Source organism: Glutamicibacter sp. HZAU (assembly GCF_004100365.1).
Taxonomy (GTDB): domain Bacteria; phylum Actinomycetota; class Actinomycetes; order Actinomycetales; family Micrococcaceae; genus Glutamicibacter; species Glutamicibacter nicotianae.
On record NZ_SCKZ01000010.1, the window covers coordinates 41543 to 54794 of the forward strand.

Below are 13252 nucleotides of genomic sequence, written 5' to 3' on the forward strand. Positions count from 1 at the left end.
ACTTTCAAGGAGATACACCATGACCACCATCGAACGCCTGCTGCACCCAGCGGACCTGATCAACTTCGATTCCCTGCTCTCGTCCGAGGAATTGGCGCTGCGCGATACCGTGCGCGGATTCGTCAACGAGAACATCAAGCCGAATATCGCCAAGTGGTACAACGACGCGGTCTTCCCGCTGGAAATCGTTCCGGAGATGGCCAAGCTGGGCCTGCTGGGCATGCACCTTCAAGGCTACGGCTGCGCGGGGCGCTCGGCTGTGGAATACGGCATCGCCGGGGCCGAGCTGGAAGCCGGCGATTCGGGTCTGCGCACCTTCGTTTCGGTCCAGGGCTCGCTGGCCATGAGCGCCATCTACAAGCACGGCTCCGAGGAGCAGAAGCAGGAATGGCTGCCGAAGATGGCCGCCGGCGAAGCGATCGGCTGCTTCGGGCTGACCGAACCCACCGCAGGCTCGGATCCCTCGAGCATGAAGACCTTCGCCCGCCGCGACGGCGATGACTGGGTGATCAACGGCTCCAAGCGCTGGATCGGCCTGGCCAACGTGGCGCAGGTGGCAGTGATCTGGGCGCAGACCGATGAGGGCATCCGCGGATTCGTCGTGCCCACCAGCACCCCTGGCTTCACCGCCACTCCGATCGAGCAGAAGCTGTCCATGCGCGCCTCGATCCAGTGCGACATCGAAATGGTGGATGTGCGCCTGCCAGGTTCAGCCGTATTGCCCGAGGTCAAGGGACTGAAGGGGCCTTTCTCCTGCCTGAACGAGGCCCGCTACGGCATCCTGTGGGGTTCCATGGGCGCCGCCCGCGACGCATTCGAAGCCGCCTTGGCCTACTCGCAGGAACGCCTGCAGTTCGACAAGCCGCTGGCCGGATACCAGATGACCCAGCAGAAGCTGGTGGACATGGCCTTGGAAATCAATAAGGGCTTCCTGCTCGCCCTGCACATCGGCCGGTTGAAGGACGCCGGGAAGCTGGATCTGCACATGATCTCGGTTGGCAAGCTGAACAACTGCCGCGAAGCCATCGCGATCTGCCGCGAGGCCCGCACCATCCTGGGCGGCAACGGCATCACCCTGGACTACTCGCCGCTGCGCCACGCCAACAACCTGGAGTCGGTGCGCACCTACGAGGGCACCGACGAGGTGCACACTCTGATCCTGGGCAACAAGCTCACCGGCGTGCCGGCCTTCCGCTAAGCCGAGAAACTACGGAAAACGGAAAAGAATCCAATGGAACTTTCGACAGCAGTTGCCACCTTGGAGCACTACATCAATGGCGCCTGGGTGCCCGGAGACGGCGGGCGCATCGGCTCAATGGCCGCCGCAGACCAGTCCAGCATCCTCGCCGAGGGCACTGCGGCCAGCACGGACCAGGTGGCGGCCGCCTTTGACGCCGCCCGCACGGCGCAGAAGCCCTGGGCCGCCACCCCGATGGCAGCCCGCGGGGCGATCCTGGCCAAGGCCGCCGGCTACCTGACGGAGCATGCCGAGGACTTCGGCGCGGAACTGGCCGCCGAGGAGGGCAAGACCCGGGCCGAAGGCATTGGCGAAGTCCTGCGCGCCGCGCAGATCCTCACCTACTACTCCAGCGAATCCGAGCGCGCTGCCGGCACCGTCTTCCAATCCCCGCGCGCCGGGGAGCAGATCCTGGTGACGCATAAGCCGCTGGGGGTGATCGGGGTGATCACTCCCTTCAACTTCCCCATCGGGATTCCTGCATGGAAGATCGCCCCGGCGCTGGTCTTCGGCAACACCGTGGTGTTCAAGCCGGCCAGCCTGGTGCCGCTGCTGGCCATCCGCCTGGTGCAGGCCCTGGAGCATGGCGGGCTGCCCGCCGGCGTGCTCAATCTGGTCATCGGACCCGGGGCGCTGGGCGATGCCTTCATCGCCAATGGGCAGCTGGACGGGCTGACCTTCACCGGATCCACCGGGGTGGGCCGCAAGCTCTGCGCCGCGGGGGCAGCGCGCGGGATTCCGGTGCAGGCGGAAATGGGCGGCAAGAACGCATCGGTGGTGCTGGCCGACGCCGACCTGGACCTGGCCAGCGAGCAGGTGCTCTTCGGGGCGTTCCGCTCCACCGGGCAGAAGTGCACTGCCACCAGCCGGCTGATCCTCGATGAGGCCATTGCCGATGAGTTCCTGGCCAAGCTCACCGGGCGGCTGGCGCAGTGGGTGACCGGGGATCCGCTGGATCCGTCGGTGCACATGGGTCCGCTGGTGGATGCCAAGGCGGCCACCTCGGCAGCCCAGGGGATCGAACGCTCGCTGGAACAGGGCGCGACGCTGCACTACCGCGGGCAGGCCCCGGACACCGGCAGCTTCCTGGCCCCGACCATCCTGGAGCTCCCGGAGGGAGAAGCGGGGCGGGCCAACTGCGCATGGCAGGAAGAATTCTTCGCACCGATCCTGGCGGTGCGCCGGGTCGACGGATGGCAGGAAGCCTTCGAAGCCGCTGAAGACTCGGAATTCGGCTTGAGCCTGGCGCTGTTCACCTCGAATCTCGCGCTGGCATTGGAAGCGCAACAAACTCTCGACGTGGGAATTTTGCATGTAAATTCGGAGTCAGCAGGCGCCGACCCGCATGTGCCTTTCGGCGGTGCGAAGGCCTCTGGCTACGGACCGAAAGAGCAGGGAGCGGCAGCTCGCGAGTTCTACACGCACACCACGACGACCTACCTGCGCGGCTGAAGGGTGCCGCGCGGGACTGCAAAGAGAGTAATGATCAATGACGATTGAACGTATTTTGGTGATTGGCGCCGGCACCATGGGCCGGCAGATTGCGATGTGCTGCGCGTTGGGCGGATACAGCACAGTGCTGCAGGACATCTCTGCCGACGCGCTGGACGCCGCCCGTGCCGAACTGGAATCCTGGGCTGCCGGGCGCGTGGCCAAGGGCAAGCTGGATCAGTCCACAGCCGATGCGGCGCTGGGACGCCTGGGCCAGGACACCGATCTGGTCCAGGGCGCGTCCACGGCGGACCTGGTCATCGAGGCCGCGGTAGAGCGCTTGGACATCAAGGAGCAGATCTTCGCGCAGCTCGGCGAGCATGCACCGGCCCACGCCATCCTTGCAACGAACTCCTCGACGCTGCCGTCCTCGAAGGTGGCCGAGGCCAGCGGCCGTCCGGAGCAGGTGTGCAATATGCATTTCTTCAATCCGGCATTGGTGATGAAGTGCGTCGAGGTGGTTCGCAATGCGCAGACCAGCGACGCCACCATCGAGGCCGTCACCGAGGTGGCCAACCGGCTGGGAAAGAACCCGGTGCTGGTGAACAAGGAGATCCCCGGGTTCATCGCCAACCGCATGATGGGCGCGATCAACGCCGAGGCGCTGAACCTGGCGCACGCTGGAATCGCCAGCATCGAGGACATCGACACCACCGCGAAAACCGCGCTGGGCCACCCCATGGGTCCGTTCGAGCTGATGGACATGGTGGGCCTGGACGTCATCGATTTCATTGCCCAAGCGACCTACGCCGAAACCGGCGATGCGGCCGATCAGCCGCACCCGCTGATCACCGAAAAAGTTGCAGCCGGCAAGCTCGGGCGCAAGAGCGGAGAAGGATTCTACCCCTACTCCTGAGCACGGCCCAAGCTGGAAACGCCGCTGCCTGCCCGATCAGCATCGGGTGGCAGCGGCGTTTTCCGTGCGGTTCTCCGGGGGAGCTATTCAGCGACCTCTGGCTGCTCGCCGAGCTGGAAATGCCGTCCGGAGATGGAATCGACATTGACCCGGATCCAGAAATCCTTCTGGGTCGGGATCCATGGAGAGACGCCGCTTTCGCGCGCCTCCTTGATATCCGCTTCATGCTCCAGCACTTCGGCGCTGCCGTGCACGACCACCGACCACGCCTCATCGGAAAGGATGCCGTCGACTTCGAAGGCGATCTTTTCGTTGATCGACATGGCCGCCAGCTTGTTTCCGGGCGCAGTGCGCAGGAACAATTTTCCGTTGTGCACCCCGTAGTTCACCGGGACGATATCGATCAACCCTGCAACCGTGGTCGCCACGCGTCCGTGGGAGGTGTGCGAGAGCAGCTGCCACGATTGGTCCTCATCCAAGACCAGGACCGGACTGTTCATTTCGTGTTCGAATTTCATAGCACCAGTTTTCTATTGTTTGTAGAAAAGTGCAAGAGCCTGAGACACAAGTTCTCGTTTTCCCCTGCGCGGGTATCGGCATGAAAGACTGGAGCCATGAGTCATATTTCGGCTGATGGCGATGCGCGGCATGTAGCGTCGCGAATTGAAGACGGAGTGCATCGGTGGCGCGCGCGGCGCGCCCTGGCCAATGGCCATCAAGCGGTCATCCTGCCCTATGTGGGATATGGCTCCACCGGACCGAGCGGCGGCTGGATCCGCGTCTTCGCCCGTGTGGTGCTGGCCAAGCCGGGCGCCTTCGAGGACGGGCAGCACAAGGCCCAGGTGATTGCCGATGGCATTCGCGGCTTCCGCAACTTCATTTCCCCGATCCTCCCCGGCGGCAAGGTCAGCATCGACGTGGGCGACCATCGCTTCGAGGTGCAGGCCGATCGCGGCGGTGTCATCGATGTGAAGCTGATGGTCGACCTGCCTGCCGGCTGGAACGAGATCCGCCTCCAGGCCCATGATGGCGATGACGCGCAGGCAAAGATTCTCGTGATCGACCAGTCGCAGAAGTTCGGGGTGATCAGCGACGTCGATGACACGGTCGTGGTCACCGCGCTGCCGCGCCCGCTGCTGGCGGCCTGGAACTCCTTCGTGCTCTCGGAGCATGCCCGCGTGGCGACCCCCGGGATGGCGGTAATGCTCCAGACGGTGTTGCACGAGCATCCGGGATCGCCGACCATCTACCTGTCCACCGGCGCCTGGAATGTCGCGCAGACCCTGCAGCGCTTCATGTCGCGCAACCTGTTCCCCAAGGGGCCGTTGCTGCTCACCGACTGGGGACCGACCGACCGTTCCTGGTTCCGCAGCGGAATGCAGCACAAGGTCGACCAGCTGCGCCGGCTGGCCGAGGAATTCCCGCATATTTCGTGGGTGCTCGTTGGCGATGACGGCCAGCATGATCCTGCCATCTATGCGGAGTTCGCGCGCCGCTACCCGGAACTGGTCCGGGCGATCGTGATCCGCCAGCTGACCCCTTCCGAAGCGGTGCTGGCCGGCGGCCGCTCGCATGAGCTGCGCCGGACCACTCCCGGGGTGCGCTGGGTCTACGAGCCGGACGGAGCGCGCATCCTGCGTGAACTGGCCAAGTTGGGGATCGCGGGCGATGACAGCACGAACCTGCTGAAGGACGAATAGCTATGGATGGAACCACCCTGCGGGTGCAGGTGCCGATGCGCTGGGGCGACATGGATGCCTACGGGCATGTCAATAACGTCAACCTGATCCGGCTGATGGAAGAAGCGCGCATCGCCGGCTTCGGCGTGCCCGGCGGCACCGGGGCACCCGGCACCCAGCCGCAAGCCGACATCTTCTCGGCGGTTCCGGCCGGAACCCAGATTCTCGTTGTCGAGCATCGGGTGCGCTACTCCCGTCCACTGGAATACCGCAACGTGCCGGTCAACGTCGATCTGTGGGTTGCCAATATCAAGCCTGCGAGCTTCGACATCTGCTACGAATTCCGCGACCCGGTGGAAGACCACCTGTGCGTCAAAGCGGCCACGACCCTGGCCTATTTCGACCCGGAGACCTCGCGCGTGCAACGCCTGAGCCCCGAGGAGCGGGCTGGGCTCAGCGCATATGAAGGGCCCTCGACCTTCCCGAAGTAAGCACTTGGGCTCCTGTCAATTAGGATTGATCTATCTACCCTTATTAAGACAGGAAGTGATGTTGTGTCCCAGCCCGCTGGTGGTCGCCCGCAAACTGGAGGTCGCACCGCGCGCCCTCAGGTCCTCCTGCAGGTCCTCAAGCGTGAGAGCATCGCACCGCATCTTGTGCGGCTCACCCTTGGTGGCCCAGGCATCTCAGATTTCGTCGACAAGCCGGTCACCGACCGCTACGTGAAATTCCTGTTCGCCAAGCCCGAGCTGGGACTCGAGCTGCCCTACGACATGGAGGCGCTGCGCGAGCAGCTGGCTCCCGAGGACATGCCGGTTCGCCGCACCTACACCGTGCGCCGCAGCGACATGGAGGCGGGCACCATCGAGGTCGACTTCGTGGTCCACGGCGATGAGGGCCTGGCTGGCCCGTGGGCGCGAGATGCGCAGATCGGCTCGTCCATCTGCTTCTCGGGCCCGGGCGGCATGTTCGTCCCCAATGAAGAATTCGATTTCCACTTCTTTGCCGGAGACGAAACCGCCATCCCCGCCATCGCCGCATCCCTGGAATCCATGTCCCCGCAGATGAAGGGCCTGGTGGTCATCGAGGTCGCCGACGAGGCCGATGAAATGCAGCTTCAGGCTCCAGCCGGCATGGAGATCCGCTGGATCCACCGCAATGGGCAGTTCACCCCGGAAAGCACCATTCTCGAGTCGGTGATACGCGAGATCCCGTGGCCCGAGGGCCGCGTGCAGGTCTTCGCCCACGGTGAGCGCGAAGTGATGAAGAAGCTGCGCCACTTCTTCTATGACGAGCATGGAGTGGACCGCCGCGACATGTCGCTATCCGCCTACTGGGCCTACGGCCGCGCCGAAGACGCGTTCCAGGCCGAGAAGCGCACGGACATCGGCAAGATTTTCGCCGATTAGCCTGAGTGCCGTCACCTGATTCGCAGAAGTTAGATCGACCTAAGACACTATTCGAAAAATTACGCAAATAGGTATTGACGTTATTGCCGGTTCTTAGGTTATGCTTATTCCAGAGCTTCTCCCGTGTGTGGTCGGGAGAAGCGTCGAGCTTGACCGATATTTATCGGCTAGCTCACTGCATGCCGGGGCTGCTCACCTCGGAGCAGTGAGGGGCGTAGCCGGCTTGAATTAGGGGAATGGAGAATCGGAGGACTTGCTCAGTCGGCCGATTCGTCGAAAAGGGAGCTTATCAAGATTGCACACCTTGATAAGCTCCCTTTCTCGTCCCTAGGGATTTGCTGCATCAAAAGACCACAGCAGTAGGGTCGCCAGATAGCCAGCGCCCCGAGGCGGGGGTGCGACGACCGAACCGCCATCGCGAAGCTTCCCCAGGGCTCGGCGGACGACCAGATCCGAATCGAGGAAAATCTCCGGATCCCGCAATCCGCGCAGCGCCATGTAATTGCGCGTCCATGGGCCCACCCCGCGCAGCGCCTGGAGCTGATCCAGGAATTCCGGTGCGTCGCCAAGCAGGAATTGCCCGCTGAGCTCAAACCATTCGGCCACCGTTTGCAGTGTCACCGCCCGCGAAAGCGGGCAGCGTATGATCTGCTGCAATTCTGCAGGCGTGCAGGCGGCCGTTGCGGCAGCCGAGGGGAAGGCCCGAAGGCCTGAGCTGTGCGGCTGGCCCAAGGCATCGACATAGCGTCCGCCCAAGGTCCGTGCCGCCGCCAAGGACACCTGCTGCCCGATGACAGTGGTCGCCAGAGCCTCGAAAGGATCCGGGTAGCTGATCAGCCGCAGGTGGGGGAAGGCCATGGCCAGCGGCTGGTAGCCCGGCAGGGCACCAAGCGCCGCATAGGCCGCACTGGTGTCCTGCTGCAGCCCCAGCCAATGGTTGATGATCCCGGTCAGCCGGGCAACGGATTCCGGCGGGGCATCATGGGTGAGCGATACGCCGAAGGCATCCAGCCTCAGGGAAACTTCTACCAGTTGTCCCTGCACCTGCAGGATGCGCTGGACCTGGGCCGCGGCGGGGTCCAGCCGCTCCTGGGCTGGCAACGAATGCAATGCCAGCACCGCCAGCGCGTGGCTGGCATCCAGTGTTCCCGTCGCAGGCAGGCGCAGTTCCATTTGTTTAGGCCCAGATGCCGGAGGTGCCGCGGCGGTGCGAGCCGATCAGGTGGGTGTCCACCATGCCGATGGCTTCCATTAGGGCGTACATGGTGGTCGGGCCGACGAACTTGAAGCCCCGCTTCTTCAGCGCCTTGGCCAGCTCCTTGGACTCCGGGCTTTGCGTGGGGATCTCGGTGAAGGTGCGCGGAGCCGGCGTCTGCTCCGGCTTGAATGACCAGATGAAATCGGACAGGCCGCCCTCTTCGCGAAGCATCAGGGTTGCTTCGGCGTTGGCGATTGTTGCGCGGATCTTGAGCCGATTGCGCACGATCCCTGCATCCTCCATCAGCCGATTGAAGTCATCCTCGGTGAACAGGGCGACTTTCTCGGGATCGAAGTATTCGAAGGCCTGGCGGAATGCCTCGCGCTTGGAAAGGATAATGGCCCAGGACAGGCCCGACTGGAAGCATTCAAGGCTGAGCCGCTCGAAAAGGCCGGCTTCCGTAGTGATCGGCATGCCCCATTCGGCATCGTAGTACGCGCGGAGCATGCCATTCGAAGCGGCCCAGCGAGGGCGCGCCAACCCGTCCTCGCCAACGATGAGATCTTCAGTCATATTTTCATCTTCCCATCCATCCGGATTCTCGCAGTGTCATGCAACCTTTCGTTTCGCGGCCACGTGGCCTATCATCGTTATATGGCGATAATAGAGTCAGGTAGCGATGCAGTGGAAGTCCGCAACGGCAAGCTCCAGTTCGCGGCGCTCTTCCATGCGCTCGCCGACCCGACGAGGCTGCTGATCCTTGACCACCTGCGGACCGGGGAGCACAAGGTCAGGGAACTGACCGAGCATCTGGGCCTGGCCCAAAGCACGGTCAGCGCGCACCTGTCCTGCCTGAAGGACACCGGCCTGGTTCGCGTCAGAAGCCAGGGGCGGGCCAGCATCTACTCGCTGGGACAGCAAGAAGCGCTTGATGCCCTGGCCGCCGCCGCGTCGGCACTGCTGCCGCAGGACGCGGCCCACCACCAGTGGCACGAAGCCCATGGCACGGACCGGAGGGAGGACTGAGCATGGGACACAACCACTCCCACGGCCACTCGCATGACCATTCAGGAGCCAACCGGACCCGTCTGGCGTGGGCCTTCGCCATCACCGCGACGATCCTCGTCGCCGAAGTGGTTGGCGCGATCCTCACCAACTCACTGGCCTTGCTGGTTGACGCGGCGCATATGCTCACCGATGCCCTGGGGCTCCTGCTCGCGCTGACCGCCGCCAACCTGATCATGCGCAAGCCCACGACGAAGCGCACCTGGGGATTCCGCCGCGCCGAAGTGCTCTCGGCGACCTTCCAATCGGCCTTGCTGCTGGCGGTGGGCATCTATGCCGCGGTCGACGCGGTCCGCCGGCTCTTCGCCCCGGCAGAAGTGCAGCCGGCTGGGCTGCTGGCCTTCGGCATCATCGGCCTGGCCGGCAACGTCATCTCCATGTGGATCATTTCCGCGGGTCGCAACAACAACCTCAACATGCGCGCGGCCTTCCTGGAAGTGGTCAACGACGCATTGGGCTCGGTCGCCGTCATCATTGCCGCACTGGTGATCACCTTCACCGGGTGGATGCGGGCGGACTCCGTGGCGGCGCTGGTGATCAGCGCCCTGATTGTTCCACGGGCCATGAAGCTGCTGGGGGAGACCACCCACATCCTGCTCGAATCCACGCCGAAGGGCTTGGATTTGATCGCGGTCAGGGAGCATTTGGAAGCATTGCCCGGAGTCATCGCGGTGCACGATCTGCATGCCAGCCAGATTGCCTCCAACCTTCCGGTGCTCACCGCCCATGTGGTGGTCGAGGACTCGGTGTTCTCCACCGGCGCGGCCGGCGGGTTGCTGCGCGATCTTCAGCAATGCGTGGCCGACCACTTCACCGTGAGCATTGAGCACTCGACCTTCCAGATCGAGCCGGACTCGCACCAGCTCACCGAACGCGAGCACGGCTGCTAGGCGGACAGCACCGGGTGGAGGCGATCCGCGGCTTCGCTCATCCCCTGGTATGACGTGGCCCCGCTGAACTGGATCCTGGCGGTTGATGCCGGTATGGCTAGGTGATTTGTAGTCTTTCTAATATGACTTCCGAGACTATGCCGAAAACCGAGAACGCGGTCGCTGCCCGCGGCCTGACCAAGACCTACGGGCACGACAGCACCAGGGTCGAAGCCCTGCGCGACGTCACCGTTTCCTTCGAACGATCCCGCTTCACCGCCATCATGGGCCCTTCGGGCTCCGGCAAATCCACGCTGATGCACTGCCTAGCTGGCCTGGATACCGCCGACTCCGGCGAAATCGTCATTGGCGGGAAGAACCTGCTGGAACTGAGCGATGACCAGCTGACCGAGATGCGCCGCGAGCAGATCGGCTTCGTCTTCCAGTCCTTCAACCTGGTGCCCACCATCAGCGCCAAGGACAACATCCTGCTGCCGCTGTCGCTGGCCGGCAAGAAGCACGACCGCGACTGGTTCAACACCGTCATCCAGGCCCTGGGCCTGCGCGACCGGCTGAACCACAAGCCGCATGAGCTCTCCGGCGGCCAGCAGCAGCGCGTGGCGGTAGCCCGGGCGCTGCTCACCCGGCCGGAAGTCGTCTTCGGCGATGAGCCCACCGGCAACCTCGATTCGCGCACCGGCGCCGAAGTGCTCTCCTTGATGCGCACCTCCACCCGCGAGATGGGCCAGACCATCATCATGGTCACCCACGACCCGGTGGCCGCTTCCTATGCGGACAATGTGCTGCTGATGAAGGACGGCACGATTGTCGGATCCATCCAGGAGCCCACCGTGGCTGCCGTAACCGAGGCCCTGGCCTCCCTGGCGGAGTAGGCAATGCTGCACGTAGCGCTTTCGAATATCAAGACCTATGCGCGGCGGTATATCGCCGTCATCCTGGCGGTGGCCATCGGCACCGCCTTCCTCGCCGCAACCCTTGCGGTGAATTCCTCCACCCAGGCCACCTTGCGCAACTCCCTGGGCGATGCGTACAAGAATGCGGACCTGGTCGCCTACCCGGACTGGGATTTGCTGGGCGATGCCGATGAACCGACCCGGCTGGACATGAAGGACATCGCAGCGATCCGCGACCTGCCCGGGGTCTCCACTGCCTACGGCGTGGGCTACGTCTACGGGCAGATGCACACCTCGGACAACGGCTACACCGTGGCCCTGCAGCCGGTGGATCCCAACCAGCGGCTCGGCGGCCTGGAACTGCTCGAAGGGCGCCCGCCGCTGAGCGGCAACGAGATGATCGTCGATGAGGCCCACGCCGAGGACATGGGCATCTCCATCGGCGATGTCGTGGCGCTGGGCAATGAGCAGGGCAAGACCGAGAACATGAAGATTGTCGGCATCCAGCGCTCCAGCACCAACCCGCAGGTGGCTGCCACCGCCCTGGGCGGGCTCAGCGAGAAGTCCTGGATCCAGTTCGCCGATGGGCAGGAGGACTTCGGGGAAATCGTGATCAACTCCCAGGGTCCGCTGCCCGCGCTGGAAACCGAGCTGCAGGAGCACTTCGCCAGCCAGCAGATGAAGGACATCGTCGTGCTCACCGCGGACGAGAAGGTCGTCCACGATGTCGCGCAGATGACCGGAGGCACCGACCAGCTCACCGTCGTGCTCGTGGTCTTCGCGCTGATCGCCCTGGTGGTCACCGGGCTCGTCGTGGTCAACACCTTCTCCGTGGTGATCGCCCAGCGCACCCGCGAACTGGCGTTGCTGCGCATCCTGGGCGCCAAGCGCAAGCAGATCCGCAGCTCGGTCCTCGTCGAGGCCCTGCTTATCGGCATCGCCGCCTCGGTGATCGGCGTCCTGCTGGCCATCGCCCTGATGGCGGGGCTGATCGAGGTGCTGCATGCACTGGTGCCGTCGATGTCCTATGCCACCTTGGCGCTGAACCCCGCCGGGATCATCATCCCGATCATCGTCGGCATCCTGATGACGGTGATCTCCGCCAGCCTGCCGGCACGCCGTGCCATGCGGCTGGCGCCGCTGGCAGCGCTGCGCCCCTTCGATGCGGCCAGCGTGAAGAACCGGGCCGGCAAGGTGCGCATCGTCATCGGCGCCCTGCTGGCACTGGCCGGAGCCGCGGGACTGGCCTACGGCGCGCTTGAAGGGGACCTGATCATCGCCTTCCTCGGCGGACTGGTGTCCTTCCCGGGCATCCTGATGCTCGCCTCGCTCTTCGTCCCCTCCAGCGTGGCAGGGATCGGCAAGGCCGTCACAGGCAACTCGACGGCCGGCAAGCTGGCCGCGCTGAACGCCGTGCGCAACCCCGGGCGCACCACGGCCACTGCTACGGCGCTGCTGATCGGCGTCACCCTGGTGTCGATGATCATGGTTGGCGGGCAGACCGCCAAGGCCAGCTTGAACAACTCCATCGCCGGGGAATTCCCGGTGGATGTGATGGTCGCGTTGCCGGGCACCGGCCTGCAGGAAGCCGAGGCCCAGGACTTCGCCGAGCAGATCGGGGAACTGGAAGGCGTCGACGCCACCGCCACGTACGACTTCGGCTCGGCGACCGCGGAATTCAGCACGGAAGAAACCTACGAGGTGCAGCTGATGGCCGTTGACCCGCAGCCATTTGCCGACGTGGCGCTGTCCGAGGGCATCGTTCCAAAAGATGGGCAGATCGTATTCACGCAGTGGCCCACCGAGGACACCTCGCTGAGCATCGGCGGACAGACGCTTCAAATCAAGTCCTCAACTGCCACGGTGGATGGGAACATCGTGAGCAAGCAGACCTTCAGCAAGCTCGGAATCGATGAATCGCAAGCCTTCTCCGGGATCCTGGTGAAGACCGATGAGCAGTTGGCCAGCTCGAAGATCAATGACCTGGTCAGCGAAATTGCGGATATCACCGGTGTGGACTCATCGATGATTTCTGGCGGCGTGGTCATGAAGTCCATGTTCTCGCAAGTCATCGACGTCCTGCTGGCAATCGTCTCGGCGCTGCTGGCGGTAGCGGTGCTGATCGCGCTGATTGGCGTCGCCAATACGCTCAGCCTCTCGGTGCTGGAGCGCACCAGGGAGAATTCCCTGCTGCGGGCCCTGGGCCTGAAGAAGAAGCAGCTGCGCAGCATGCTGGCCACCGAAGCGGTGCTCATCGGCGGTGTCGCGGCCTTGCTCGGCCTGGTGCTGGGCGTTGCCTACGGCCTGCTCGGAGCCCGCTCGGCGCTCTCCTCCATGGGTGCGATGACCTACGAGATCCCATGGTGGCAGCTGGCGGTGGTCCTGCTGATCAGCATTGTGGCAGCCCTGTTGGCCTCGGTGACTCCGGGCCGCCGGGCAGCAAAGCTGTCGCCGGTTGAAGGCCTGGCTACCGAGTAGCCGGCAACCAGCCAAGCTGCGGTGGCCCTGGAAGCGCTAGCATCCAGGGCCACCGC

The 13252-nt window shown here is 64.2% G+C and carries 13 protein-coding genes; 10 read left to right on the forward strand and 3 right to left on the reverse strand.

Features of this window, described 5'->3' with window-relative positions:
• The first annotated feature begins 19 nt into the window (after nt 1-19).
• From EKH49_RS14665 to EKH49_RS14675, 3 genes are read left to right on the forward strand one after another with little or no spacing between them, the layout of a single operon-like run.
• Nucleotides 20-1198 (forward strand): acyl-CoA dehydrogenase family protein, encoded by a 1179-nt coding sequence (locus tag EKH49_RS14665; protein ID WP_128471427.1) that lies wholly within the window; start codon nt 20-22, stop codon nt 1196-1198.
• Nucleotides 1199-1231: 33 nt separating this feature from the next.
• Nucleotides 1232-2689, forward strand: coding sequence for an aldehyde dehydrogenase family protein (locus EKH49_RS14670; protein WP_128471428.1), 1458 nt, complete (start codon nt 1232-1234; stop codon nt 2687-2689).
• A gap of 37 nt (nt 2690-2726) precedes the next feature.
• The gene (locus EKH49_RS14675) at nt 2727-3584 is read left to right on the forward strand and encodes a 3-hydroxyacyl-CoA dehydrogenase family protein (protein WP_128471429.1); all 858 of its coding nucleotides are present in this window, start codon (nt 2727-2729) and stop codon (nt 3582-3584) included.
• Nucleotides 3585-3667: 83 nt separating this feature from the next.
• Here EKH49_RS14675 and EKH49_RS14680 read toward each other — a convergent pair whose 3' ends face one another.
• Entirely contained in the window at nt 3668-4102 is a 435-nt protein-coding gene (locus tag EKH49_RS14680; RefSeq protein ID WP_128471430.1) for a pyridoxamine 5'-phosphate oxidase family protein, read from the reverse strand.
• A 96-nt stretch (nt 4103-4198) separates the two neighbouring features.
• Between EKH49_RS14680 and EKH49_RS14685 the strand changes: the two genes are divergently transcribed.
• From EKH49_RS14685 to EKH49_RS14695, 3 genes are all read left to right on the forward strand, one after another.
• Entirely contained in the window at nt 4199-5284 is a 1086-nt protein-coding gene (locus EKH49_RS14685; protein ID WP_128471431.1) for an App1 family protein, read from the forward strand.
• 2 nt (nt 5285-5286) lie between these two features.
• On the forward strand, nt 5287-5754 hold the full coding sequence (locus EKH49_RS14690) for an acyl-CoA thioesterase (RefSeq protein WP_128471432.1): 468 nt from the start codon (nt 5287-5289) through the stop codon (nt 5752-5754).
• A gap of 63 nt (nt 5755-5817) precedes the next feature.
• Nucleotides 5818-6672 (forward strand): siderophore-interacting protein, encoded by an 855-nt coding sequence (locus EKH49_RS14695; RefSeq protein WP_128471433.1) that lies wholly within the window; start codon nt 5818-5820, stop codon nt 6670-6672.
• A 327-nt stretch (nt 6673-6999) separates the two neighbouring features.
• Here EKH49_RS14695 and EKH49_RS14700 read toward each other — a convergent pair whose 3' ends face one another.
• Both EKH49_RS14700 and EKH49_RS14705 read right to left on the reverse strand, forming a co-directional pair.
• Entirely contained in the window at nt 7000-7845 is an 846-nt protein-coding gene (locus EKH49_RS14700) for a DNA-3-methyladenine glycosylase family protein (RefSeq protein WP_128471434.1), read from the reverse strand.
• A 4-nt stretch (nt 7846-7849) separates the two neighbouring features.
• The gene (locus EKH49_RS14705) at nt 7850-8443 is read right to left on the reverse strand and encodes a DNA-3-methyladenine glycosylase I (protein WP_038990008.1); all 594 of its coding nucleotides are present in this window, start codon (nt 8441-8443) and stop codon (nt 7850-7852) included.
• A gap of 81 nt (nt 8444-8524) precedes the next feature.
• Between EKH49_RS14705 and EKH49_RS14710 the strand changes: the two genes are divergently transcribed.
• The 4 genes from EKH49_RS14710 (at nt 8525) to EKH49_RS14725 (ending at nt 13196) form a co-directional block, all read left to right on the forward strand.
• A complete protein-coding gene (locus tag EKH49_RS14710) occupies nt 8525-8896 on the forward strand; it encodes an ArsR/SmtB family transcription factor (protein WP_128471435.1) in 372 nt (123 codons plus the stop codon).
• A gap of 2 nt (nt 8897-8898) precedes the next feature.
• Nucleotides 8899-9825 carry a cation diffusion facilitator family transporter gene (locus EKH49_RS14715; RefSeq protein WP_128471436.1) on the forward strand — a complete coding sequence of 309 codons (927 nt, stop codon included), beginning with the start codon at nt 8899-8901 and terminating at the stop codon, nt 9823-9825.
• A gap of 122 nt (nt 9826-9947) precedes the next feature.
• Entirely contained in the window at nt 9948-10697 is a 750-nt protein-coding gene (locus EKH49_RS14720) for an ABC transporter ATP-binding protein (protein ID WP_128471437.1), read from the forward strand.
• A 3-nt stretch (nt 10698-10700) separates the two neighbouring features.
• Complete coding sequence (locus tag EKH49_RS14725) at nt 10701-13196, forward strand: ABC transporter permease (protein ID WP_128471438.1); 2496 nt, start codon at nt 10701-10703, stop codon at nt 13194-13196.
• The last annotated feature ends 56 nt before the right edge of the window (nt 13197-13252 follow it).